This window comes from Candidatus Obscuribacterales bacterium, from assembly GCA_019744775.1.
GTDB lineage: Bacteria > Cyanobacteriota > Vampirovibrionia > Obscuribacterales > Obscuribacteraceae > SBAT01.
In genome coordinates, this window is the sequence record JAIETZ010000003.1 from 609,407 (window position 1) to 634,402 (window position 24,996).

Here is a 24,996-nt window from a genome sequence, read left to right on the forward strand (position 1 = left end):
ATGAGCATACAGTCTACGTTTCCCTTTGTAAATAATCTGAAATTCATTACAGGTATATAGATGTACGTAGCTGGTAAGATCCGTCTTGATGCGCGTATATATAGGCGCATGCATAACTGTCGCGGTTATTACCTTTGGAGCACAAATGAGCACAACACTTAACGCAACTGAGGGACGTGTCGTACAGGTCATCGGACCAGTTATCGACGTAGAGTTTGCCCCAGGTCACTTGCCGGAGCTGTACAACGCCCTGGAAGTTATTGATAAAAACCCAGCCGGCGATGAAATCAAAGTTGTCGTCGAAGTTCAGCAAATGCTCGGTGACAACCGTGTTCGTACCGTAGCTATGAGTTCTACAGACGGTTTGACCCGCGGAATGCGCGTCGTCAACACCAAATCCGCTATCACCATTCCGGTTGGCGAAAAGACACTTGGTCGCATCTTGAACGTACTTGGTGAAGTTGTAGACGAAGGCGAAGAAATTAAAGGTGGCGACAGATGGCCGATTCACCGCCCATGTCCTGATCTCACCGACTTGGAAGTTCAAACAGTTGTGTTTGAAACTGGTATCAAAGTCGTTGATTTGCTCGCTCCATACATCAAGGGTGGTAAGGTCGGATTGTTCGGCGGCGCCGGCGTAGGCAAAACCGTTATCATCATGGAACTTATTCACAACATTGCTGTTCATCACGGCGGCTACTCTGTATTCGGTGGAGTAGGTGAGCGTACACGTGAAGGTAACGACCTCTGGATGGAAATGAAAGAGTCAGGCGTTATCGACAAAGTAGCTCTAGTCTACGGTCAGATGAACGAGCCACCAGGCGCACGTATGCGCGTAGGTCTGGCAGCACTGACAGCAGCTGAGTACTTCCGCGATGTTAACCGTCAAGACGTGTTGCTCTTCGTAGACAACATCTTCCGTTTCGTACAAGCCGGATCTGAAGTATCAGCTCTGCTTGGACGTATGCCGTCAGCTGTAGGCTATCAGCCGACATTGGCTAACGAAATGGGCGAACTGCAAGAGCGTATTACATCAACTAAGAATGGCTCTATTACATCTGTACAAGCCGTGTATGTGCCAGCCGACGACTTGACCGATCCAGCTCCTGCTACGACATTCGGTCACTTGGACGCTACAACAGTATTGTCCCGTCAGATTGCCGAGTTGGGAATTTACCCAGCCGTTGATCCGCTGGCTTCTACATCAACCGCGTTGAAGCCGGAGATAGTTGGACAAGATCACTATGATGTTGCCCGTGGCGTTCAACAAACACTGCAGCGTTACAAAGACTTGCAAGACATTATCGCCATCCTTGGTATGGATGAGTTGTCTGCAGAAGATAAGTTGATCGTTACAAGAGCTCGTAAGATTCAGCGCTTCTTGTCGCAACCGTTCTTCGTAGCTGAAGCATTTACCGGACGTCCTGGTAAGTACGTCAACTTGAAGGACACAGTTGCCGGCTTTAAGCAAATCTTGGCCGGTGAACTCGATGAACTTCCGGAACAGGCCTTCTACATGGCTGGTGGTATCGATGAAGTTAAGGAGCAAGCCAAAGCTTTGGCTAATGCCTAATGACTAAGAAACACGAGCACACAACCGAGCAACCGGAATCAAATCCGCAACCAAAGGCATCCAGCCGCCGAGTATATTTATTCGGCAGATTGGAAAATGAAGTTGCTATGCCTGTTATTGCTCGCCTGCTGAAACTAAACGATCGTGACAGCAGCCGTCCAATCGACTTGTATATCAACTCAGCCGGCGGCAACGGATACAACGCTGATGCGATAATTGCCGTTATGCACTCGATAGATGCCCCAGTAAACACGATTTGCTTGGGACATGCGCTATCCGGTGCTTGCGAAATTCTCGCCTCTGCTACAGGCAAACGCCAAGCATATGAATTTTCCACATTGATGTTCCACCAGACCCTCTGGGAAGCTGATGGCGATATCACCAATTTGGAAATTCAAGCTCAGCAGGGTCAACGTTTCCGTGAAGCGCAAATTGAACTTTTGCATCGCTGCACCGGTAAAGACAAAGATACGATCCGTACAGATATTGAACGCGATCACTATATGTCTGCCGGTGAAGCGTTGCGCTATGGACTAGTCGATGAAGTGATACCACATACGTCTAAACGTGGACGCAGCGGTAAGAAGGCTAAGTCCGGCAGCAAAGTTCGCAGCATCTCTAAAGCTGCTAAGCGCGCAAGCAAGGTTGCCGCTTCTTACAAACCGAAGAAGTCCGCTCGTACAACTCGTAAATCGCGCAAGTAAAATCCTGGAGAATTACAATGGCTAACAAGCTAATGCTTCGCATCATCACCCCAGAGCGTGTTGTTCTTGAACAAGAAGTCGAGCAAGTAGTTGCTCGCGCCGTTGACGGTGAGCTTTCAATTCTTCCGAATCACGAACCGCTTCTAACAGCGCTTTCAATCGATGTGATGCGCTGGCAGGTTGATCAAAAGCATGAAGAGACAGCAGCTGTTATGGGCGGCATCATGGAAGTCAACAAAAACGAAGTGACGATCCTTTCGGATTTAGCTGAGTTGGATACTGAAATTGACGAAGCTGCTGCGCATCAAGACAAGTCTCGCCTCGAAGCTGAGAAGACGCAGAAGCTCGATAAGCTCGATGCTTACATCACTGAAATGGGTATTGCTAAGAGCATGGCCCGCTTGAAGGCAGTGGAAATCCGCCGCACGAAGCGTGGTAAGGCATCGCACTAGAAAGTCAATAACTTGGTGTGAGCAATTGCGCTTCTTACGTAGCGTAGATACTCGGGGTCGGAGGAATGTGCAAGATTGCTCCAAATCTTCGAATTTGCCATAGTCCAGCAGGTGTCTTTAATGCTCCATCGCCTGGAACTATTGTGGCGATGCCCCATGGATACCAGGCTAATCCCCACCAGGCTATGCCTGTGGCTGGATGGCAGTAGTAATACTGGTAACCAACTCCGGATTTGAATGTCGTGAAAAGAGGAATTTCATCGGGTGGCTTCGGTGGAGGCGGCGGTGGGATTTGTGGACATGTTATTGCCCAGATAGCAGCAACGGGTGCTCCTTGAGGTGTCAGGCTGCCAAAGTAATCAGAAGCTGCGCTGGGATTTGGGGACGACTCGGACTCAGTACTCGGATAGGCGTTGGCAAATTGGTCTTTTGCCTGAATTTGATAACTGACTACTGCTTTGGCGCTATCCGAACTAGCATCGGAAACTAGTCCTGATGTGCTCTGATAAATGGTCTGCCCCTTACCGGTCGGAACATTTGTATAAGGACTATTCTTATCCATCACTACTTTTGCTTCAAACTTGCCGGGTTCTTTTGAACTGGTACCGACTAGTTGATAGTGAAAGAATGCAGCTAATGGGGGTGCCGCACTTTGTGCCAGAACAGGAGGCAGGAAGTGCGAATCCGAATTCTTTGTTTGCAGAGTAATTACGGGATTGGAATTGTGCTTGTAAATATTCAGTGCTGAAGTTGCCAGTCCATTAACTGATACCGGTGCTGCGCACCAATCACTTATTGTAGTTGCAGGTGGTTGCAGTTGAACAGGAAATTTTGTGTCCTTTGCGAGTATGAAATTCTTGGCGGCACCGGGAGCATTGGCGCCAAAATTCATGTATCCGTGTCCGTCTACCCAAATGCTGTTGCCGAACGGCCATGGATATTGTGCCGGGTAAAAGTCCGCTCCGCCTATAATGAAATGATTTGGAGCAATTTTCTTGACACCAGTTCCAGTTAGGGACTTCAAATTGTTTATCATGGAATTGGTAATTTCCAGAACATAAGTTGAATTGACTAGTGCTGCCACCACGCGAGCGGCTTCTGGCTTTTGTAAGTATTGAATCGCTGTTTTTCCTATAGACGATTCGTCTTGTGTCGATGCTTTTACTTCGGCAATTTCGTTTACCAGAGATTGTCTGGCCGCGGCACCTGTTGTTTTTGAAAGCTGTGTGTTAAGGGCAGCAACTTTCTCATTAACCTCTTTGATGTGGACATCTTTCAAAATGTCCATAACCGCTTGATTGACTACGACTGCTGAACTATTGGTGTAATCCAACGCATTTAGAAAATCGAGAAGGTCCTGATAAGGATTGCCGTCACTAGTTTTTAGTGTGCCGTCATAGCCTATGCTAACTACAGCTGCACCGGCAGGCAAAGTGCCATCCGCAGGCAGATAACCCCACATGTTGGCCTGTTGGCGATCAAAAGCGGCTGCATTGCTGTTGTATTCACTAAGATCGCGAGGGTCCTTGATAGTGCCCAGACTCTGGCGAAGTGCATCGCCTATAGTTGCGTTGGGTACTTTGAGTGTTTCCGGCAGAATAGTTAGAATTGCTGTAGTTACAGCAGGAGCAGTTGGGGCCATTACAGCAGGAACAGGTCGTGCCGGCGCAGAAGGAGGTGCTTGCTGTGCATAAGTCGGTTGGAATAGGTTGTTGGCTAATGGCGACGGCGTGACCGTATTTGAGGACATGCTCAAGGTGAATTTGGTGTCAAGCACGTCCAGTACTTTCTGGACATTGGGTAGGTTAGTGCAACTGCGCAGCCAGTCATAAACACAACAGTTTAGCGCTAATGAAGGATCTCCCTCGTCCAGACCCTTTATCCCTTTGAAGGCCGCTTGTTCTAGTGTTCCTCCGCCTGGGTTGGGACCGCCTTTTACTTGATACCATTTACCCGAGTCAGTCCAACCTGTTTTGCTGCTTTGTAGTTGTCCATTCAATACGTCAGATGTAGAGCTGTTCATTATTGACTTAACGCTGGAAAAATCTACGGCTCCCCCAGTGACGGATACCGGATTGGTCGGTATGCCCGCAGGAAATGCCATTTCTAAAACACCCGGTTGCTGAAGCACAGCTCTGTTGCCGGCTTGCGCATAAGAAATAGTGTGAACTGCAGTTTTCGATGTCTCAGCTTTTGGATCCGCAACTGCTTTTACCGGTTGGTCACAAGAGACTTGAACGGCGACCGGGATATCATTACTCGAAAGCAGACTAAAAAGACCTTGCTCCAGTAAAGCTGGCTCGTTGCCGACTGGAGCAAATCTAACTGTCGAAGCACTACTGCTGGCTACTGGCATGCCGGGAACTGGAATATCGATATTGCCCAAGTAATATTTTTGGGAGCCTTTGGAGTAAGAATTAGTCGCGTTGAAGGAAACTGTATCAAGCGATTCCGGATTTGGTACAGGTGTATTGGTTTTGGCTTGACCCGACGCTGCAGAAATCGTACCGACAGTAACGGAGAAATTTTGTGGTGCATCGGTCGTGCCGGCCAACACTTTACTGCTGGCTAAATAGGCGTCATAGGCCTTTTGGCGAATGTTGACTTGTTTTCCATTCCTATCATAGGCGGATGTACCACCGGCAGCAGATGACTTAATTCTCTGAGTTAGTACTGATAAAGCTTGGTTGGTCTGGTTGAGGTCGTTTTGAACGAGATATGCCAAGGTTTTATTGTTGAGTTCCCGGGCAATTATGGCGTCTACTCGCAAAGTTGCCATAACAGTGTTAACACCATACACAGGCCATTTGCTGTCGCCTTCAGGGTCTTCTGCCAGAGCCATACGACCCATTGGGCCATCGACAACTATGGACGTCATTTCCTTGGCTGCTGCCAAAGACGAGGCATCAATGGCATTCTGTGCTTCTTTGTGTAAGCCCTGGAGCTGGTTGGTGTTCCAAACCACAAAAGCAATGATAAATGCCATGACCGCAAACAGGGCTATGACCAATATTGTTGTATTACCTGCCTGCTTTAACCGTCCTGGCTTGAATGTCATAAATTTCTTTGCGGACGAAAAATTCGCCTTTATTGCATTCCGTGTAGAAGGGTTGTTCCCCTGTATAGGGTTGTTTTAAACGTTATTGACTGAAAAATTTAAGTAGACACGGATGGCTGATTTCTGATTGCCGGACGGCAACTAGCGAGGTTTTCGGCCGGTTTCTGTTGCTTGAGAGTGATACTAAATATGGTGGCAGTTTTGAGCGTGCGCCCGAAGTTTTAAAAACACGCAAACAGTCTTAAGTTGGGCTTTTCAACTTGCCCCAACTTGACGAGCAGGGCCACTCGGTGTACATTGGAAAAAGTTAATAAATCCACCAGGAGGATCCGATGGCAAAATCGCGCCATTCCGCCGGTAATACACTGGCCCTTATCGCTGTGGCAGTTGGCATAATACTTATCATTGGTTTCTTTGTACTAAATTTCAATCTCTTGTTCTCCCTTAATAAGGAGGCAAAAACCGCCGCCGATGCCGCAGCCCTGGAAGGCGCAAAGCAAATAGCCATGGTCACGGTTGATTCTCGCCTGGGCAAACTTGGGCTTGTCGATCAATCGGGTGCTGACCCCAACAATCCCTTTAAGCCGGCGCCGGTTATAAGCTTCAATACTGCTCTGGCTACAGCACGCCTGGATTTACTGGTAGCTGAAGATTTGAAGAATAACCAAATGGTCACTTTGGCAAAAAGCGATCTCGATGAGTTGAGATCAAAATCGGACCTTCTAGCCAAAACCGTCGAAGATAAATTTGCGCCCGGAGCTCCGGCATATGTTGCTGTTAAAAATGCATTCACTGCCAATGCTTTACGTGGCGGTTCAAATAAAGTCGATGATGTAACCATCAAAGTTTCCGTCGGTCGTGTTCAGGAAGGTTTGACCAATGTGCCAATACCAACTCCTCCTGATGATGCGGCCAAGACAAATAGCATTGGTGGAATGTATAAGGCTTGCGTCAACATTCCTGCCTACAATGTGCCGGTTGCTTTTGCTGCAATTAGCTCGCAACCAAGACTAGTTGAAGAAAAGTCCTTTATTGACAGTAAAGACGGTGGATATGAAATAGCTGGTTTCGGTAAGCTGCCGCCGTCAGTTGTTAAGGTAGAAGCTGACTTTGCAGTAAGTAGTTTGACTGTCGATTCAGAAGGTAAACAGGCAACTGAAAAGTTACACCAGATAGCTTGTGCCATGACTGGTGGCAATAGAATGTCGCAGTCGTCTTCAACTGCTTTTGCGGTGAGCTTCCTTGGAGGGTTGCCTGCCAGTCAGGCTTTCAACGGAAAGATTTCTATTCAAAATCTGATGACGATGGATAGTCCCTGGAAAATGCCGTCCGGACAAGATTCTACTTGGCTGCAAGCCGATCCCAAAGGCAATGGATTCCCTGGTTCTTCAATGACAGCCAAAGCTTTTCCCGGAAAAGAAAGCTCCGACAAAATGGATTTGCCTTCAGAAGCACTTTCTTACGGACTTTATGACTGGCTGCGAAATCAGGGGCTGACCCTTGATCGTCAGTCTGTAGTAAATGCGTTTTCCGCCGACTTAGCTGCCATCGCTAAGGCAGGAAAGACAGGCAAAGTAGTCGGCATGACCGGCTCGGACAAATTCTCTGCTAATAAATCACTTTTGCAACCAGCATTGGCTGCTGACGATGTTGATGATGAAGAGACTGCTGACGATAGCGATGACAATGACGATTTTCCAGTATTCGGTTGCATGGTCAGCGACGATTCAATGAATGCAACGTATGCAGCATTGCTCGCTGGAGACAGCGCCGGCGTCGACTATTATCTAACTTCATTCAATTACGATCTTGCCTGGCAGATGTGTCCGGAAGAAGCCATGTCAATTTTGGTTGATCCGGTTACGGGAAATGCAATTTCTCCTGCAGGCAACGACATAATTGAATGCTGCAAATTAGTCGAGGGTACTATTGCCACAAATAGAGCCGGCAATGTCAGCGCGTATGCTGGTTTGCGTGCCATGGTGGAAGCTAAACGCGCCATGAAAGTTCTGCACAAGGGACTTCATGATGCTGAGGATATTCAAAAGGAGGAGAGCAAAGCAAATCCTAATGCTGATCACATTGCAGAGATGGAACAAAGTTTTGCTGAGAATGCATCAAGCCCTGACTGGACGCTTCCTGATTTGCGTAAGGTCGTGCGACCAATCTCTACAACCATTACTAAAGTAGACGATGAGGCTACTCGCCAAAAAGCTATTTTCTTCCGAGCTAAGCAAGTGAAGCAAAACGGTACACAGGCGTCCCAGAAGACTTATAGACTGGTCAGACAACTAAGAAAGTGGTCTGCAAAAGGTATCAGACAACTCGATAATGTCACTGCCACTGATGATTCCACAAATGGCTATATGTTTGTGGTCAAAATACTGGGAAGAGGACCAAGGCTGGTTAACATCATGCCCGATGATTCGACAAGCTGTATACGCAGTAAGCCAGGCTACACGGGACCACATTTTTACGACATTGAGGCCTATGATGATGCTGGAATCGAACGATTTAGAGACGAAGTAAAAAATGTTCAATTATCGTCTTTCCCGGGCAGTGAAGATTTGACTGACGATGTTTTAGAGCCGGATTCTAAGATTCCGCCTGGTAAGTATCGGGCAAAATTGCTCGGCTCCGGTAATAAGATCATGACTGTTAGAGACAAGAAAGGGAATGGCAAGCCGGAACAGTTTCGCGCTTGGGATTCTAGAAACCTTGGCCGTAAATTCTTGCAGCGCTATACAGAAAGGGATGCCGACACATATTACAAGGACATCAAGCAGTTGAAGGCAGAAGTTTATCATGCGATGGAGAAATTGGGTCTGAAAGTACCGAAGAAATATCGCACGACAACTGCTCACTTTTTCATGCAGCCGGCATATGCCCAAGCTCAAGAAGAATTGCCGATTGCACAAGAGAAAATTTTCTTGCTCACTTGTGACAATAAAGGGCAGGTGGTTGTTAACTACCAATCGGGACTAGGAAAGTATCCATTCAGTCAGGTTAAATTGCAGCCTGGGCAAATGCTCTATTTTGCAAATGCCGCATTAGTCCAGGGTGATGATCCAACTAAGCTTACTTATAGATCAGTATTGGCTCGAGATCAGTTTGCTGATTTAACTGAGGGCAAGAGCTATGAGAAGCAAGGTACCGGTGATTGGTGCCACGATCCCAATTATCAGTTGGGAGAAGGCAGCTCAGATAGGCAGTCTTGTCCGCAACTAGCCGGTGAATGGCAACTGCAGCCTCCGTTTGCGGTTGGTTGTTGCAAGCTAAACCCAAACAAAAAGCACTTGGGTGTCAAAAGAGGATTCACCAAATGGGAAGTGCTCAATACGGAATTGGATCCGGAAGACCGCATTCCGCCTGAGATACTTGCTGATATGGAAACCGAGACAAGTCTCTGCCCACCGCTTATTCGAAAACCAATACGTAGAGGCGGTCGTCCACACTAAGATCTACAAAGATTTAAGAAAGGCTAACAAGTCAGCCTTTTGCTGCGTATCCAAGGACGAGAATTTTTCTTTGACGCTCTGTGCTTGTCCGGCATGAGCTGAAATGGCTTCCTCTAAATTGTTAGTGCGTCCGTCATGAAGATAGTACTTGCGAAAGCGTAATCCCCAAAGAGGAGCCGTGCGCAAGCGTCCATCTGAGACCCCATCTGAAATGTCGTGCAGTAGAAGATCGGAATAGGCATTAACTTCACGATTTTCCAAGGCGGTGATACGTAAATATCTCTTTGTTGGAAACTGACTATCCGGATCCAGGACGATGTATTGAGGACCGGTTTGCAGAGTTGGAATATGGCATTGAGCGCAGCCCAACTTTTCAAAAGTAACACGACCGCGATTACACGCTTCGTTTATTTTGCCTCTTTTAGGAGGTGCTGTTAGAGCAAGGAAGTAATTCAGTTTTGCCAATATGCTGCCATTGTCATTTGGTTCTTCCGGCAAAAATGCGCGTAAACAATCCGGAATGACCGATCGTTGGTATCTACTGGTGAGTCCGAGTTCTGTGCTCATTTGTTGAACGACAGCATCCAGCAGGCTCGTGTATTGGTTCTTGTAGCCAAATTTACCAATTCTGTCTTGATGACTGACGTGACTTCTATGGCTGACACTTGTTCCGGTTGTTGATAAGTTTTCGTCAGTTTGATTGAGTTCGATATCCTCTATGGTGTCGTCCGGTATGGCATCAATAAGTCCGGCGCCCCAGAGAGCCGGTGCCAAGCTTGCAGAGACAACGCCGTCTTTAGGCGCAGATATTTTACAGTCGGGAGGAAAGCTCTTCGCAAATGTGTCGGTTACGGATTTGATTGATTCGGCTTTTACGGCTTGTGAGCCTTGATTGCCTACAATTCCTGGAAAACCGTGACATGAATAGCAGCTTTCGCGGTTATAGAGAGGACCGAGCCCTTCCTTGACGGTAAATGTTTTTTTGAAGATGTCTCTGGCTTCATAGAATTTTTTGAGTTGAACAACGGATAGTCCATCTATAGGTCCACCTGGTTGTCCGACATCAGGGGCATAGACGTAGAAGTTGCTGACTGCGAAAAATGCCAACAGTCCGAGGATAAGGGACAGAATTATGTTGGCGCGATTTTTCACCGGTCACCGCCATCCAGGTAAAACCGTAGCCAGCCGAATAGATCATATTTGGACTGTTTCAATTTGCTCTTGATTAAAAGTGCATGCTTGTTATCCGGATTGAGTTCAAGACTTTTGTTTATTTGATAATAAGCTTCAACGAATTTACGGCTCTTCCTTAGATCCAGAGCGTATTTGTAGCGAAGCTCGGCATCATTGGGACTAACCAAGACGGCTTGCCGCCAGCACTCTTCCGCTAATGTGTGCCAGGCATATCTTTTCTCTAGATAATCCGGATCAGATCTTCTGGTTGTGATTGCCTGACGATCAAATGCTTGAGCTAGTTTCGACAAAACATAGGACTTTTGAGTAGCCGATTGCTTGGCTGACTTGACTAAATCAATTGCATTGTAGAGTCCGGAATGAGTCGCTACAAAACATTCAGACAGTAGAACATATGCTCCGGATTTGGTTGGATCGCTTTTAATTAGTTCATTGGACAAAAGAATGGCAGCAGGCAAATTTCTTCGTTCGAAATTGATTTGAGCAATAAGAAGTTTTGCTTGATAGTCATTGGATTTCTCGCGAAGAATACTTTGTGCAGTTGCTTCTGCTTGATCCATGTCGCCAAGGCTAAAATATATTTTGGCTAGCTGCAATTGCAGCTGGGGATTGTTGCTAGCGTTTATCTTCTCAAGAAAATCTAGAGCCTCTAATGGGTTGCCGAGCTGGGTCAAAGAATTGGCTTTACCAATTAGAGCCGGCACTGATGATGGATTTATCTGTAAGGCTTTATTGTAAAAGTGTAGGGCTCTGGCTGGTTTGTCCATAGACAGGTTAAGCTCAGCTAGATTGAAGTTGTTAGAAAAACTATTTGGATTTAGTTGAAGTGCTTGTTTGGCTGCCGTAATTGCCTCGTCATACTTTTCTTGTTGGGCATAGATTATGGCTAGTCCTTCTAAGGCAACTGCATCGTTGGGATTTTCCTTGAGAGCATTCCTTTCCAGCTCTTCAGCGAGATTCAACTGACCTGCCGACATTGCTCGCATGGCTTGTTTGTGCAGGTTTTTGTCGGCTGCAAATACGACATTAGTTGCCAGGCTAATGCTAATTGCCAAGAATGTTAATGCTGGAATTGTCTTATACTGATGATGATGCAAGCAAGTTATTACCGGAAAATTCCCTCGTTCATTATTTTACTCGTGGCCGTTTGGTTTACGGCTGCCAATTTAATGGTCTTAGCCGCCAAACCAACCGATAAGTATTCAATACTGAGCTTTTCAGTGCATGGAGCAACTTGTGCTGCCTGCATTATTGAAATAGATAGGTTGTTGCGTGCGGTGAAAGGTGTTCGAGCGGTTAACATCAATCCCAAGAATCGCCCGCTTAAGGTTGCTGTAGTCATTGACAGCGCCCAAGTGCATCCAAGAGTAATAGTTCAAGTATTGGTTGAACACAAATATCAAGTAGCTGATCAGTTGGTATTACCTTACGCCAGAGATACAGTCGCCAAATATTTGCCTATGCCTGCAAATAAAAACGATAGTTTAAATGACAAACCCAGGCTGATGATTCCATAGAAATTTTCGTTCTACTTACCAGGCATTACCAGAATTGCTGATTTCACTTTGGTCTCGGGTAACTTGGTGAGCACAGTCTTGCCTCTTGGGGGCATTGTTGGTTGATCAGCAGCTTCCGGTCTCAGGCGTACGTACATGCTTGTGGAAGTACCGCCGTCTAAGTTTATTGCTTTCGTGCAACCCAAACTCGTCATAAGGTCGGCAAGTGCTTTTAGCGTCAATCCTGGCGAACCTTCTTCTTGTCCGGGGCCAGCGACGCAAAGCAGTAAAGCATTTCCGTCATCAGTGATACCAATTGCCGTTCGTGCAGCCGGTCTCAAGCAGGAAATTGAATCCGCTTCCTTCCCGTCGGATTCGGTGCGCACAAAAGCTTCGTCTTTTTCAGTTAGTTTCGGCACGAGTTGCGGTCCTGCTTGCAGTGAACTGACTAGTTTTGTTCCTTCAGGAATAGGTGCATTGTGCAATGCGATGTCGATATAAGGCTGGTGCTTTTTGTCTTCTAGAAAACGAATTTCGCTGCGATTGAAAATGGTTTCCAGGAAATTTGCCAGCTTTGGATTTTTTATCAGGGCTTCATTGGTTTTTGGATTGGTTGCTTCCTTGCCGTCTATGACAACATAACTTGTGCTGACACCATCGGTGAGGTTGAAATAGCCACCATTTACGGCTGCCGCTGCTCCAAGTTTTTCTGCTGTTTCTCCAACGGTTGCCGTGCTGTCATTCACGAAAGGACGCAATTGCCATTTGCCTGTCTTGTAATTGACGACAAGAAGATGTGCTTTGCTGCCGTTTTTTGTTGTGAATGTGTAATAGATGGCACCGTCGCCGGGATATAGATAATTTGGTTGCTGCAAGTCGCGCCATTGCGATGGCGGAGCTATGCGTGGGCGATCGAGGGCATGGGACGAGTTGGATGCAAATTGGGTCATGCCTATGGTTACTGCCAGAGCAGAAAGTACCGTAATGCCTAGTTTCGAAAACAATTGCATGCAAATCACCTCAAAATTAGATAGCTAATAGTTTAGCAACCCAACAGCCCGACACAGTTGTCATGACTGGTGGAGTTAATTGGCTGTGGGAGGTTCTTAACAAAAAAGAGCCGGTTGTTACACCGGCTCTTTTGCAACAAAAGTAAAAGGGCGCATGCAATGCGCCCCTACATAGAACTAGGACATGTCAACCCAGACGGACTTTATCTGTGTGTACAGTTCAATTGCGTGTTTGCCGAGTTCACGACCGTAGCCGCTCTGCTTGTAGCCACCAAACGGAATTGCTGCGTTAAATACGTTGTAGCAGTTAACCCAGACTGTTCCAGCTTTGATTTGTGAGGCTAATTTATGAGCCTTTTTGATGTCCTTGGTCCAGACTGCACCGGACAATCCGAATGCAACTTTGTTGGCTTGTTCAGCAACTTCTTCAACACTTCCGAAGTTGAGTACGGACAACACTGGTCCAAAGATTTCTTCTTGGGCAATCTTCATGTTGTTGTTGACGCCTGAGAAGACAGTCGGCTTGACGAAGTAGCCTTTGGCCAATTCGCCGCCTGGACGCTCGCCACCACAAACCAACTTGGCGCCTTCTCTTTGTCCGGCTTCAATGTAGCTCATGATGCGTTCTTGTTGTTCTTTGGAGACTTGAGGACCTATCTGGGTCTTCTCGTCCATACCGTTGCCTTGACGCAAGCCTTCAGCTCTTTCTTTCAGCTTGGTCAAGAACTCATCTTGGATTGATTTTTCCAAGAAGAGTCTGGAGCCTGCGCAGCAGACTTGACCTTGGTTGAAGAAGATACCTGTGATGGCGCCTTTTACAGCAGCATCGATGTCGGCATCAGCAAATACGATGTTTGGTGCCTTACCACCCAGCTCGAGCGATACGCGCTTCAAGTTGCCTGTGGAAGCTTCCAAAATCTTTTTGCCTGTCTTGTCTTCGCCTGTGAAAGCAATCTTGTCGACATCCATGTGTCTTGAGAGTGCTTCGCCTGCGGAATTCTCGCCGAATCCGGTGACGATGTTAATGACACCTTCAGGGAATCCAACTTCACAAGCTAGTTCGCCCAAGCGCAGAGCTGACAATGGTGTCTGTTCTGCCGGCTTGAGGATAAGTGTGTTACCGCATGCTAGAGCTGGAGCCAATTTCCAGGCTGCCATCAAGAGCGGAAAGTTCCAAGGAATAATTTGTCCAACAACGCCAACTGGTTCACGCAACGTGTAGTTGAAGAAGTTTGGATTTACGTTGACTGTTTCGCCTTCGATTTTGGTTGCCCAACCAGCGTAGTAGCGGAATGTTTCGATTGCTTGCGGCACATCGACATAACGCGATTCGCGAATTGGCTTACCGTTATCGAGAGTTTCTAATTGTGCAAATTCATCTGCATGAGCTTCAATTGCATCGGCGAGTTTGTAGAGCAAACGACCGCGCTCGTAAGAGCTCATCTTGCGCCATGGACCGTTTTCAAAAGCATCGCGAGCGGCTGTAACTGCCTTGTCGATATCAGCTTTGCTGCCTTCGGCAACTTTGGCTAATACTTCGCCTGTAGCTGGGTTTAGTGTTTCAAATGTTTTTCCGGATTCGGCATCAACCCATTTGCCGCCAATAAGCAGCTTCTTGGGTGAGCCTGAGAGAAATGCCTTGCAGGCTAATTCTTTTTCTTGGACTACGGCCATGAGGAACCTCCAGTAGGTTTAACTGTGAAGTACAGGAATTGCTTGCCGACCTGCTTTTGGCAGCTCTTGCTCAGCTGTGTATCCAAGCCAATTATCAAATATTTGCTACCTAAATGCTGGGTATATAAGGTAGCTTTAAACATGTGTGACGCATTTGTGGGGATTTTGTGGATGACAAGTTTGAGCCGGGCAGTCAAGCGGCAAGATTCGCTTTTGAGCAGGCTTTCAAGGTGAATTTCCACGCAAGATTTTGGTTCTGTGTTAAGGTAAAACTATGTGGTTCGGTGGTTAAGGAACTTTGTTGTGGCATCCCAGGGAATTAGAGGCATGCGCGTCGCACGCAAGGCGTCCTCAGGTTTAGTAATCAATCTATTGGCTGTAAGCCTTCTTGCTGGTGGCTCATTAAGCGTTGCCGTGCCTGTTCAGGCAAAAGGCAGTGCGCAGTCCAAAATGGACCTTGCCGAATTGATGTTTTTCAATGGCAATATTGATGGTGCCATTCGTGCGTATAAACAAGCTTTGGCAATGGAGCCGGATTTGGTGCAGTGCCATATGGGATTGCTTAGCTTGTACATTCAGAAGCAAGATTTTGCAAAAGCAATTGACGAGTGTCACGAAGTAATTCGCTTGAAGCCGAATACGAAAGACGTGCATTTGATATTGGGGAATTTGCTCAGAGCGCAAAATGATTTAGACGGCTCTATCGAGGCTTTGACTAAAGCTGCTGAAAGCGGCTCTGATCCAGGACAAGTTCATAGTGCACTTGGTACCGCTCATTTGCAAAAAGGTAATCTAGAAAAAGCCGAAGAGCATCTGACTCATGCGGTGGAAAAATCTCCGAAAGGATCTGCTGATGCGCATCTCCTTCTCGGTGTAGTTAAGTTTAAGAAGGGCAATAAAGCCGAAGCCATTAGTCATATTGATCAATCTATCAAGATGAAGGCTAAAAATCCGGAAGCGCATAACGCTAAAGGTGACATGCTGGCTGCAGACGGCAAATGGAAAGAAGCTCTGGAAGAGTATGAATTAGCTGTCAAAGACGAGCCGAAGTTTGCACTTGCCCACGCATCAATGGGTAATGCGCATTTGCAATTAGGCGATAATGAAAAGGCAATGGAGCACTTCAAAAAGGCAAGGGACTTGAATCCTACTGACAAGAATGTCCTTTATGCTTTGCCTATTTTGCTCGAGAAGGCCGGCAAAATAAATGAAGCTCTGACGGAGTTTGAAAATTCATTGATGCTGGAAACAGATGCCACCATGGCGTCACAAATTCGCATGCATATGGATCAATTACGCGGACAGTCAGGCTTTTCGCAAGACTTGTTCAAATACAATCCTGCTGTGGGCACCGGACAAAACAATTTATTTCAAGGGCTTGGTACTCTCAAGTTTGAGACACCGAAATCTATGCCTTTGCAGCCGAAGAAGAAGCCGCCAACTGCCAGCTCCGGCAAAGAGCAAACAGCTCAATAGCTTTTAAGTAAATGAATTAAGCGAATTTAGGCTTGAATTCAGGCTTGCCTTCCGGATCTTGCGGAGGCTCTTTTTCGCCGGTCTTTATCACTGTTGACGAATCAGAGGTTGTTGCTGAAGCTGATGGTTTGTCGTTGCCGTCAGAGTCGCTGGAGGAACTTCCGCCGCCGTTAAGCTTGCGATCAACTTCTTCAACGATGTCTTTGAACTCTTTTGCCTCTAGAGTTTCTTTTTCAAGCAATACTTTCACAATGGCATCCATGTGTGGGCGATGCTTGATGAGCAAATCTCTTACGCGTTCATGTTGCTGGCTGATGAGGTTTTTTACTTCCTCATCAATTATGGTGGCAACATTTTCACTGTAGTCACGCTCGTGACCAAAATCACGACCGAGGAAAATATGCTCGTTGCGCTTGCCGAATGTCATCGGACCAAGTCTATCGCTCATACCGAATTCAGTAACCATGCGGCGAGCGAGTTTGGTGGATTTTTCCAAATCATCTTGAGCACCGGTTGTGATTTCACCATAGACGGTTTCTTCAGCTACACGACCACCGAGGCTTACGCCAATTTGATCTATTAGCTGCGATCTTGTCTGAGTCATGATGTCCTCTTCTGGCAAGAACATTGTCAGACCAAGCGCGAATCCACGAGGAATAATGCTTACCTTGTGCAGCGGATGCGCATGCTCAAGAAGGACGCACATGAGAGCGTGCCCTATCTCGTGATAAGCGGTCATTTCTTTCTCTTTGGCGGAAATGATGCGTGTCTTTTTCTCCGGACCAGCTATGACTTTGTCTATAGCCAATTCCAGATCGTGCATTTCAATCTCACGCTTGTTGTTGCGTGCTGCAATTAGAGCTGCTTCGTTAATAAGATTGGATAAGTCGGCACCAGTGAAGCCTGGTGTGCGTCTTGCCAATACTTTGAGATCAACGCCTTCAGCAAGAGGCTTGCCCTTGCTGTGTACTGAAAGAATCTGTTCGCGACCAAGCACATCCGGTCTGTCAATGACTACTTGCCGGTCAAAACGACCCGGACGTAATAGTGCTGAATCGAGAATATCCGGACGGTTGGTAGCTGCAACAACAATGATGCCGGCATTCGGTTCAAAACCGTCCATCTCGACAAGCAATTGATTGAGAGTTTGCTCGCGCTCATCATGTCCGCCGCCTAGACCTGCGCCACGCTGGCGACCAACGGCGTCTATTTCATCAACGAACACAATACAAGGAGCATGCTTTTTAGCCTGCTCGAATAAATCGCGCACGCGAGAGGCGCCTACACCGACAAACATTTCAACGAAATCAGATCCGGAAATACTAAAGAATGGAACACCAGCTTCGCCGGCGACAGCCTTCGCTAGAAGTGTCTTACCTGTACCAGGCGCGCCGACAAGAAGGACACCGCGTGGAATGCGAGCGCCAAGTGCTTGAAACTTTTCTGGATTCTTTAAGAAGTCGACTATCTCTTGCAACTCTTGTTTGGCTTCGTCAATTCCGGCAACGTCGGAAAAACTTACTTTTACTTTGCTGTCGAGCATTAGCTTGGCGCGGCTGCGACCAAAACTCATTGCTTGATTGCCACCCGATTGAGCGCTGCGGAACATAAACAAAATGCCCAGCAGTAAAAGAATCGGCAGGAAGAAAGAAGAAAGCATGGAAAGCCAGAAGCTTGATTTGTCCGGTTCTCTAACTTCAATAGGTACATTTGCCTTATTGAGTTCGCGAACTAAATCAGACTTAGCTTCAGCCGGCACGATGACAGGACGCTCTGCTTGCGAGTTCTGCATCTGAACTTGCACAACTGTTTCGCCGTTGGTGACAACGACTTTCTTGATGTTTTTAGCTTCGTCCGACTTCAGCATTTGAGATAGCTGCGAGTAGGTCAAAGGCTCTTCTCTCTTGCTGACGCTGGTCAGCGAAAAGACAAAAACCATCAAAACAATAAGCAAAAAGAAAACGGCGCCGGTTGTCCCGTACTTCCTCATTATGTTTCCTCACTTCTCTTTCATCAGATTATATCATGGTAGCACTATGTCCCGAACGCTCGCCTAGGAGGGCTTTTCAAGCCTTTTGCGAGAGCATTTGTCAAGGTGCGCTCGCATCAACAAATAGCGCTGTCTGCTGCCAATTTCAGCCATGTAAGTAAGTGTGAAGGTTTTCCTGTCACCTTGAGCTTGTCACTTAAACCTATACCCGGTACCCAGAGGACTTCCCTCTGGTCGGCCACAACTATGTTGGCAAACGGAGTTTTTCCACTTGGTTTGTGGTTGTGAAGGTATTTCTTCAGCTTAACCATCTCCTGCATACCAAATGGCTGAATTAGGTCTCCTGCCATTCTTGTTCTGACAACCAGAGGAAAGGCTGCATGAGACAGGTCAGCCACGGCAGTTAAGTCACTGCTTGGTGGAAAAGATGAGACTCCTTCATCCAGCACTTCAATTTGGAGCGCATGATCAAGGCGCAAGAGTGGGGTCGTTCCCGGTACTTTCAGTTCGATCTGCCAGGGATCGGCATTTTCCGTCCCCACATTTTTATCCTGCCAGATGATAGTGTCGGCAGTTGAGCGCAAGTCCCAGTTTTCATCTAAGCTTACAGCCGATTGTTGGGAAATAGCTTTGCGACATCCCTCAATTCGCTCGAAAGACGGTTCAACATCTCTAAATTTCAGTCCTTGCCAGAGGACACGGCGTTGGATGGCAGCAGGCAATGAAAGAAAGAGGTGTCTTTGCCAGTGATCTAAGTTAGTAGCAGAAAGTTCAACAAGAGCTTTGTTTACAGCAGAAGCTATGAATGCTTCTTCCTCTTCGTTGAGACTGCGAAATCTTTCCATGCTTTCTGACAGATTGGCAAATTGCTCTTTGATTACCGGAATGACGCGGTGACGAATGAAATTTCGTCTGTAGGCGATATTGTTGTTGGACGAATCCAATCGCGCTTCTTGCCCGCAACTGTCTAAATATGCCTGGCAATCTGAACGGGCAATATTGAGCAGAGGTCTTATCAGAATTACGTCGTCGCTTAAGCGTCGCACCATAGGCATGCCGACGAGTCCAGGACGTCCACTTCCCCGGAAGAGACGAAACAAAAGTGTCTCCACCTGATCATCCTTGATGTGAGCGGTGGCAATGAGACTAATTCCATTTTCGTTTGCAACTTTAGTCAGTCGCTCATAGCGTGATTGACGAAGTTTCTCTTCCGATACCGTCTCAAGATTACTTGGTGCATTTAAATGTTCGACAGTCAGCGGTATGGACAATTTGTCGCAGAGCTCGCGGCAAAATTCCTCATCCTTATCAGCTTCTTCTAGTCGTACATGATGATTGACGTGGCAGGCAGACAGCTTGAAATTGAGTTCGCTTTTTAGCGAATTTAAGAGGAGCAAAAGCGTCGTTGAATCAACGCCACCCGACAAGCCGACAAGAATAGATGGCTTGCACTCAGGCATTATGCTCTGAGCAAGCGCCATGGATTCTAATAGACCGTCCTTGGCGGACTGCAGAAATGCATTAACTTGCTCGGAATTATCGCTTGCCATTGGGTTCTTTGGCATTTTGCCATGTAAACTGGAGTTGTTGTTATGTTAGCAGGATTGAAAAGGGAACAAGACCTATCCTAGATAGTCTGTAAATTTATGAGCAAGCGCGAGATGTTTCTTATATTGGCACTCTTATCCATTTGTTGGGTAATTGGTTGCTGGATATTGGATGTTCATGCTCAGACAAGCGGTAAACGCGAGCCTATCAAAGGACGTGTGGAAACCCAACATCTGGAATCAGGCGATAGCCGCTATCAATTTGAAACGCAATCTCCATCAACTGATGATGCTGACTATCTCAAGGGGAGCGCAAAGCAAGATTCATTGCAAGGTCGTGCTGACGATTCCGGCTGGCAGGAAGAACCTGGCGTTGGCGAACTCGACAAAGAAATCGGGATGTTGAAAGGCAATGCTCGAAAGAATGGCGCGAATTTGCAAGCGGGTGACCCTGATGCAGAAGATCAGCAATTGATGATTGAATGGGATCGCTGGCGCAATCGTCTTTTGCGTGCAGTGCAATTGGGCACAATTGGCATTATCAACAATCAGGGAGATGATGCTTACAGATGGGATGCGCAAAGAAGAGTAATGCGCAGCAAATATCCTCTAGGTACAGAGGCATGTTTTATCTGTCAGGTAACACCAACTCTAAAAATTCAGAAATTGAAAATATTGAACTCATCGGGATTTCCTGAATTCGACAACGCAGTCTTGCAGGCGGTCAAAGACTTGGAAGACACGAAAATTCTCAAGTTTCCTGATCGCTCGAAGCGTCCTTTCGTGAGCCAAGCGGCCTGTATTCGTACCGCGACTAGCGACAACTTCCAATATCACAAGTTCGGCGATGTCGAACGTCAGGTAATTCCAGGAAGATAGTTAGTAAAAAAAACGCCCCAGCAGCACAAGCAACAGCGGAGCGCCGGATTGCGACAGAGCAATCCAGAGCGAGAGCGTGGAAAAGCCGGATGGCAAGCGAAGGCGTAGGCGCTTCGCTGGAGCCGGAGCATAAATATGGCACAGGGGGAATTCGAATCCCCGACATCGCGGTTATGAGTCGCGTGCTCTAACCAACTGAGCTACCGTGCCATGGGGTATTGATTATGCAGGGCTGCCTTGTGTCATGTCAAGTAACGATGAGTGCCAGTTAACAAACTGCTTAATACCTTCGGCAAAGGTTGTGTGGGGCTCATAACCCAGCAATTGGCGTGCCTTGCTGATATCCGCGTAGGTGTAGGGCATATCGGCAATTTCAAAGGGCTTGTTAATGATGGAGGCTTTTTTACCTAAGGCTTCTTCAATGGAGGCAATCATGTCTTTAAGATAAACAGGCTCGCCCCTGCCCAGATTAATGATTTCGTAGTCAGTTGCCTTGTATTCCATAGCCTTAGTGATACCAGATACGATATCAGCGACGTAAGTGTAGTCACGCTTACTGGTCCCATCGCCAAACATTTCAATTGGTTGTCCGGCTTCAATTAGTTTGGCAAATTTGTGAATTGCCAAATCCGGTCTTTGCCTTGGTCCAAAAACAGTGAAGAATCTCAAACAAACAACAGGCAGTCCATGATTGTAGTGGCTTGTGTAGCAGCTCAATTCCCCGGAAATTTTTGATGCGGCATAAGGGGACAATGGTTGATCGATGCGATCGTTTTCAGAAAAACGTTCGCCGGATCTTTTGCCGTAAACAGAACTTGATGAGCCGAAAACAAATTTGCAAGAGTGTCCTTGCGCATTGACGTGCTTGAGGAGCTTTTCTGTTCCGGTGACATTCACGTCCATGTAGTGCGCAGGATCAATTAGTGATGGGCGTACACCAGCCATTGCTGCCAGGTGAACCACTGCATCAAATGGCCCTTGAGCAAAGACTCTTTCGAGATCTTCGTCACTGCGCAAATCGCCTTCAATTAATTGATAGGCTGGATTTTTCAGATGCTGAATGATGTTGTGGCGTTTGACAGCCGGATTGTAGAACTTATTGAAGTTGTCTAAAACAACGACGCGATTCTTTTCAGCGAGCAAATAATCAACTAAGTGACTGCCGATAAATCCTGCTCCACCTGTTACCAGTACATTGCGATTTTGATTTGTCACGATATTTTCCCTGCAAATGCTTGCGTTGCGTTAGTTGTTTTGCAAGCTTTGATGAACTCCTCGAATAATTTCTTGTTGCCGGAGTAGTCACGCTCTGGATGCCATTGCACGCCTATCGTAAATGGACGGTCAACAAGTTCCACCGCTTCAATAACTTCGTCATCGGCATTTGCTGTTGCTTTGAGTCCTTTGCCTAAGTCCTTAATCCCTTGATGATGAGATGTCGGCACTGTCAATTGTTTTGGATACATCGAAGCCAATTGACTGTCTGGAAAAATATTTACCGAGTGACGCATGAAGCCTTCAGCAAAATCTGCCAATGTTTTGCCTGGAGGCAATGAATGGTGCACTGGTGAATCCGGCAAGTCGGACGGAATGTCCTGCATGAGTGAGCCGCCTAGAGCGATATTCAAAAGTTGGAAGCCGGCGCAGATGCCTAAGACCGGCATGTGTGTGTCTTTCAAAGCCATGTTTATAAGACGAAAATCAAAGTCTTCACGGTTTGAATCAATTTGCTGTACTTTGGGGCATGCTTCTTCACCATAACGTGTCGGCGAATAATCCCGACCACCGATAAGAACCAGTCCATCTAATTTTGCAATTAACAGTTTGAGATCTTCATCCGGCATTGGCGGAATAGCAAGCGCAATGCCGCCTGCCTTTTGCACAGCCTGAATGTAAAGGTTTTGTATTGAAGCCTTAGCCGGCGGACCAGCCTCGACGTCCATGTTGATGCCAATAAGCGGTTTCATGTCCACAGCATACAACAATTGTGTTAAATGGAAGCCGCAGAACGCCTATAATTAAACCCAAATCAGCCAAGAGGTGTCAGGTGTCTAACAATATTGAAACCTTGCTCAAGTCAGTAGATGCTATTCAGACAGGACATTTCCTGCTGTCGAGTGGACTGCACAGCGATCATTACATGCAGTGTCAGAAAATCATGCAATTCCCCAGGCATGGCGCGACTCTGGCTGACGAGATGGCTAAGAAAATCATGGCTGCCGGCATCACGCCGGATGCTGTTGTAGGACCGGCGCTAGGAGCTGTCCACTGGGAAGTCTTTATGGCAAGCGCGCTGGATAAGCTTTCATCATCAATGGTGCGCGCCATATTTGCCGAGCGCGCTGACGGTACCGAATTTCAAATTCGTCGTGGAATTGAGATAAAGCCCAAAGAAAAAATTATCGTAGTGGAAGATGTCACCACTACCGGCGGTTCAGCAATGAAGGTTGTTGATCTTGTACGCAAATTAGGCGGCGAACCACTAGCAGTAGCGACGATCATTGATCGCTCCGGCGGGAAAATTGATTTTGGTATTCCATTTTTTAGTTTGCTCACTGCGCAATTGCAGACATTTGATCCGGCTGATTGCCCAATGTGCAAAGAAGGCTCACCAGTTGTGAAGCCTGGAACGACAAAACACAAGACCTAACTAGTTTTGAATATCTTGACCAAGAAGACTATTGAGCGAAAGCTTAGCTTCGTAATCATCCGGCATTAGTCGTGTAGTCTGAATCAACTCAGCAATAGCGCCCTGCAAGTCTCCTGATTGATTAAGACAATCAGCAAGCGCATGACGTAATTGCGCACTTGTCGGATTGAGTTTGACGGCAATTTTGTAGTGAGCAGTAGCGGCTGCGCGATCGTTTTTCTTTTGATAAATCCAAGCAAGTGTTGCGTGAGCATCAGCACTCGCCGGCGAAAGGCTTAACGCTTTACGCGCTTCTTGCAAGGCTTCATCTGTTTTGCCCGTGCTGGCATAAGTCCAGCTCAAACCTAAATGCGCTTCATGTGATCTCGGTGCAAGCTCAACTGCTTGTTTGAATTCCGGCAGCGCTTCTTCCCACTTGCTGAGTTTACCCAATGTGTTGCCGTAACGAATATGCAGCAGAACATCACTGGGGTTTAGTGTATTTGCTTGTTTTAGATGATACAAAGCAACTTCTGGTAGATTCGCCTTTAAACAACAATCTGCCAGCACTATGTGTGGAACAATAAGATTTGCGTCCAACTCCAACGCTTTTTTGCAATCAAATATGGCGCCGCTGTCGTCACCTAACGTACGCGCGCATTCACCCGAGTATGCATAAGCCAAAGCATTCTTGTGATTCAACTTTATCGCTCTTCGATAAAGTCCTGATGCTTCGCGAAACTTCTCTTGCAAGCGTTTCGACTCAGCCAACATCAAATGAGCATCTGAGCTTCTTGGACGTGCCCAAACAACTTCCTGAAACAACTTCTCTGCCCGTTTGTAATCAGACAGCCCAAGTAATACCTTGCCCAGCATGAATTGAGCCTTGATATTTTCCGGCTCCGCCTTGACCGCCAACTCGTATTCAATTAGCGCATTTGTATAATCGCCACGCTTTACAAAACGCTCGCCTAGTTCCAAATGTCCCTTATCGTCAGGAGCTTCGCCAATAGTTTCCGCGAAGACGCACCCGGTCGAAATAACCAGGGACGCTGCAACCAAATTAACCCATCTAATATGCATGCCAGCTAAATCTAGCATGCCCAGCGAAATTCATCATGATCTTCTGCAATCAGGACAATCCGCTCGGGCCGACAATTCACGTATTACTGACGTTTCCGGCGTCAGCGCATCAAACTGAATTAACGATGCTCCGCCAATTCCCCCCAGCCCGGCAATTAATCTAATAACCGCACTAGCCTGCATAGCCGCCGCAACTTCCACCGTCGGCGCAAAATCTGCACTCAACTTTTCCATCGGCACATCTTCCAGCCCAACTAGAGGCAACACACACCTCAAACACGCCGACCGCCCCGGCACCATCGTGTACACCTGACACGAAAAACCAAATAGTCCGCCATGCACCAACGCCTTTTCTAAGTGCATCGCCACATCAGAAGCAAGGATCTTGCTTTGCCAATCACTCAAACTATCAACTATAACGTCGTACTCACGAACAACACTTTCCGCATTGTGCGCATCAAAATCCACTGAATGTCCCACGACGTGCACGTCAGGATTAAGGTTGCCCAGTTCGTGCAGCGCCGAATCACACTTCCCCTTGCTGTCCACGAGCCCAATCCGTCCAACTCCCGCCTTCACCAAATGCCGGGACACTGACGAACCAGTTCCCTCAAGTCCAAGAATTAGTGCAGCTCCGTCTAACAACTTCAGCTGCGCTGCCTCGCTCATCGCGGGCAAAGCCAACTGACTTTTGTATCGTGCTAGTTGTTCAGGTTTTAAAGTCACCAGTTGTTCTCCTTTGGGCCAGTATACAGCGGCACCCGAGGAGACCA

Annotated in this window: 19 protein-coding genes and 1 tRNA gene; 8 read left to right on the forward strand and 12 right to left on the reverse strand. The window is 47.1% G+C overall.

The window, feature by feature from the left end; genetic code table 11:
- Positions 1-145: 145 nt before the first annotated feature.
- Genes atpD through atpC form a run of 3 tightly spaced genes read left to right on the forward strand, consistent with a single transcriptional unit; the run spans position 146 to position 2,729 of the window.
- On the forward strand, positions 146-1,573 hold the full coding sequence (gene atpD / locus K2Y22_09475) for a F0F1 ATP synthase subunit beta (GenBank protein ID MBX9878676.1): 1,428 nt from the start codon (positions 146-148) through the stop codon (positions 1,571-1,573).
- Positions 1,573-2,277, forward strand: a complete 705-nt coding sequence (locus tag K2Y22_09480) for an ATP-dependent Clp protease proteolytic subunit (protein ID MBX9878677.1) — start codon at positions 1,573-1,575, stop codon at positions 2,275-2,277. Before atpD ends, K2Y22_09480 begins: the two co-directional genes overlap by 1 nt.
- Before the next feature lie 17 nt (positions 2,278-2,294).
- Entirely contained in the window at positions 2,295-2,729 is a 435-nt protein-coding gene (gene atpC, locus K2Y22_09485; GenBank protein MBX9878678.1) for an ATP synthase F1 subunit epsilon, read from the forward strand.
- A gap of 34 nt (positions 2,730-2,763) precedes the next feature.
- On the opposite strand, the gene K2Y22_09490 is transcribed toward atpC, so the two are convergent.
- Positions 2,764-5,787: a hypothetical protein gene (locus K2Y22_09490; protein ID MBX9878679.1), complete on the reverse strand. Its 3,024-nt coding sequence runs from the start codon at positions 5,785-5,787 to the stop codon at positions 2,764-2,766.
- A 332-nt stretch (positions 5,788-6,119) separates the two neighbouring features.
- Here K2Y22_09490 and K2Y22_09495 point away from each other — a divergent pair, with 332 nt between their 5' ends.
- Entirely contained in the window at positions 6,120-9,245 is a 3,126-nt protein-coding gene (locus tag K2Y22_09495) for a hypothetical protein (protein ID MBX9878680.1), read from the forward strand.
- A 3-nt stretch (positions 9,246-9,248) separates the two neighbouring features.
- On the opposite strand, the gene K2Y22_09500 is transcribed toward K2Y22_09495, so the two are convergent.
- Positions 9,249-10,397 carry a hypothetical protein gene (locus K2Y22_09500; GenBank protein ID MBX9878681.1) on the reverse strand — a complete coding sequence of 383 codons (1,149 nt, stop codon included), beginning with the start codon at positions 10,395-10,397 and terminating at the stop codon, positions 9,249-9,251.
- Complete coding sequence (locus K2Y22_09505; protein MBX9878682.1) at positions 10,394-11,536, reverse strand: tetratricopeptide repeat protein; 1,143 nt, start codon at positions 11,534-11,536, stop codon at positions 10,394-10,396. The genes K2Y22_09500 and K2Y22_09505 overlap by 4 nt, the downstream gene beginning before the upstream one ends.
- Here K2Y22_09505 and K2Y22_09510 point away from each other — a divergent pair.
- Positions 11,525-11,956 (forward strand): heavy-metal-associated domain-containing protein, encoded by a 432-nt coding sequence (locus K2Y22_09510; protein ID MBX9878683.1) that lies wholly within the window; start codon positions 11,525-11,527, stop codon positions 11,954-11,956. The genes K2Y22_09505 and K2Y22_09510 overlap by 12 nt on opposite strands.
- Positions 11,957-11,967: 11 nt before the next feature.
- Here the strand turns inward: K2Y22_09510 and K2Y22_09515 are convergent, their stop codons facing one another.
- Both K2Y22_09515 and K2Y22_09520 read right to left on the reverse strand, forming a co-directional pair.
- Positions 11,968-12,945, reverse strand: a complete 978-nt coding sequence (locus K2Y22_09515) for a phosphodiester glycosidase family protein (protein ID MBX9878684.1) — start codon at positions 12,943-12,945, stop codon at positions 11,968-11,970.
- Positions 12,946-13,122: 177 nt separating this feature from the next.
- Positions 13,123-14,619 (reverse strand): aldehyde dehydrogenase family protein, encoded by a 1,497-nt coding sequence (locus tag K2Y22_09520; GenBank protein ID MBX9878685.1) that lies wholly within the window; start codon positions 14,617-14,619, stop codon positions 13,123-13,125.
- A 327-nt stretch (positions 14,620-14,946) separates the two neighbouring features.
- Here K2Y22_09520 and K2Y22_09525 point away from each other — a divergent pair, with 327 nt between their 5' ends.
- Positions 14,947-16,095 carry a tetratricopeptide repeat protein gene (locus tag K2Y22_09525; protein MBX9878686.1) on the forward strand — a complete coding sequence of 383 codons (1,149 nt, stop codon included), beginning with the start codon at positions 14,947-14,949 and terminating at the stop codon, positions 16,093-16,095.
- Between the two features lie 16 nt (positions 16,096-16,111).
- Here K2Y22_09525 and ftsH read toward each other — a convergent pair whose 3' ends face one another.
- Both ftsH and tilS read right to left on the reverse strand, forming a co-directional pair.
- Positions 16,112-18,085 (reverse strand): ATP-dependent zinc metalloprotease FtsH, encoded by a 1,974-nt coding sequence (gene ftsH / locus K2Y22_09530; GenBank protein MBX9878687.1) that lies wholly within the window; start codon positions 18,083-18,085, stop codon positions 16,112-16,114.
- A 116-nt stretch (positions 18,086-18,201) separates the two neighbouring features.
- Positions 18,202-19,635 (reverse strand): tRNA lysidine(34) synthetase TilS, encoded by a 1,434-nt coding sequence (gene tilS / locus K2Y22_09535; GenBank protein MBX9878688.1) that lies wholly within the window; start codon positions 19,633-19,635, stop codon positions 18,202-18,204.
- 111 nt (positions 19,636-19,746) lie between these two features.
- Between tilS and K2Y22_09540 the strand changes: the two genes are divergently transcribed.
- Positions 19,747-20,511 (forward strand): TonB C-terminal domain-containing protein, encoded by a 765-nt coding sequence (locus K2Y22_09540; protein MBX9878689.1) that lies wholly within the window; start codon positions 19,747-19,749, stop codon positions 20,509-20,511.
- A gap of 136 nt (positions 20,512-20,647) precedes the next feature.
- Here the strand turns inward: K2Y22_09540 and K2Y22_09545 are convergent.
- The 3 genes from K2Y22_09545 to K2Y22_09555 form a co-directional block, all read right to left on the reverse strand.
- A tRNA-Met gene (locus K2Y22_09545) sits at positions 20,648-20,721 on the reverse strand.
- A gap of 12 nt (positions 20,722-20,733) precedes the next feature.
- Complete coding sequence (locus tag K2Y22_09550) at positions 20,734-21,726, reverse strand: GDP-mannose 4,6-dehydratase (GenBank protein ID MBX9878690.1); 993 nt, start codon at positions 21,724-21,726, stop codon at positions 20,734-20,736.
- Entirely contained in the window at positions 21,723-22,478 is a 756-nt protein-coding gene (locus K2Y22_09555) for a gamma-glutamyl-gamma-aminobutyrate hydrolase family protein (GenBank protein ID MBX9878691.1), read from the reverse strand. The genes K2Y22_09550 and K2Y22_09555 overlap by 4 nt, the downstream gene beginning before the upstream one ends.
- An 80-nt stretch (positions 22,479-22,558) precedes the next feature.
- On the opposite strand from K2Y22_09555, the gene pyrE reads away from it, so the two are divergent.
- Positions 22,559-23,161 (forward strand): orotate phosphoribosyltransferase, encoded by a 603-nt coding sequence (gene pyrE / locus K2Y22_09560; protein MBX9878692.1) that lies wholly within the window; start codon positions 22,559-22,561, stop codon positions 23,159-23,161.
- Here pyrE and K2Y22_09565 read toward each other — a convergent pair whose 3' ends face one another.
- Together K2Y22_09565 and K2Y22_09570 are read right to left on the reverse strand one after the other, a co-directional pair.
- Positions 23,162-24,223 (reverse strand): tetratricopeptide repeat protein, encoded by a 1,062-nt coding sequence (locus tag K2Y22_09565; protein ID MBX9878693.1) that lies wholly within the window; start codon positions 24,221-24,223, stop codon positions 23,162-23,164.
- Positions 24,224-24,256: 33 nt separating this feature from the next.
- On the reverse strand, positions 24,257-24,949 hold the full coding sequence (locus K2Y22_09570; GenBank protein MBX9878694.1) for a ThiF family adenylyltransferase: 693 nt from the start codon (positions 24,947-24,949) through the stop codon (positions 24,257-24,259).
- Positions 24,950-24,996: the final 47 nt, after the last annotated feature.

Coding starts and splice junctions, on each gene's coding strand:
- atpD (MBX9878676.1), top strand. CDS start 146: ATGAGCACAACACTTAACGCAACTGAGGGACGTGTCGTACAGGTCATC.
- K2Y22_09480 (MBX9878677.1), top strand. CDS start 1,573: ATGACTAAGAAACACGAGCACACAACCGAGCAACCGGAATCAAATCCG.
- atpC (MBX9878678.1), top strand. CDS start 2,295: ATGGCTAACAAGCTAATGCTTCGCATCATCACCCCAGAGCGTGTTGTT.
- K2Y22_09490 (MBX9878679.1), bottom strand. CDS start 5,787: ATGACATTCAAGCCAGGACGGTTAAAGCAGGCAGGTAATACAACAATA.
- K2Y22_09495 (MBX9878680.1), top strand. CDS start 6,120: ATGGCAAAATCGCGCCATTCCGCCGGTAATACACTGGCCCTTATCGCT.
- K2Y22_09510 (MBX9878683.1), top strand. CDS start 11,525: ATGATGATGCAAGCAAGTTATTACCGGAAAATTCCCTCGTTCATTATT.
- K2Y22_09515 (MBX9878684.1), bottom strand. CDS start 12,945: ATGCAATTGTTTTCGAAACTAGGCATTACGGTACTTTCTGCTCTGGCA.
- K2Y22_09520 (MBX9878685.1), bottom strand. CDS start 14,619: ATGGCCGTAGTCCAAGAAAAAGAATTAGCCTGCAAGGCATTTCTCTCA.
- K2Y22_09525 (MBX9878686.1), top strand. CDS start 14,947: ATGCGCGTCGCACGCAAGGCGTCCTCAGGTTTAGTAATCAATCTATTG.
- ftsH (MBX9878687.1), bottom strand. CDS start 18,085: ATGAGGAAGTACGGGACAACCGGCGCCGTTTTCTTTTTGCTTATTGTT.
- tilS (MBX9878688.1), bottom strand. CDS start 19,635: ATGGCAAGCGATAATTCCGAGCAAGTTAATGCATTTCTGCAGTCCGCC.
- K2Y22_09540 (MBX9878689.1), top strand. CDS start 19,747: ATGTTTCTTATATTGGCACTCTTATCCATTTGTTGGGTAATTGGTTGC.
- K2Y22_09555 (MBX9878691.1), bottom strand. CDS start 22,478: ATGAAACCGCTTATTGGCATCAACATGGACGTCGAGGCTGGTCCGCCG.
- K2Y22_09565 (MBX9878693.1), bottom strand. CDS start 24,223: ATGCATATTAGATGGGTTAATTTGGTTGCAGCGTCCCTGGTTATTTCG.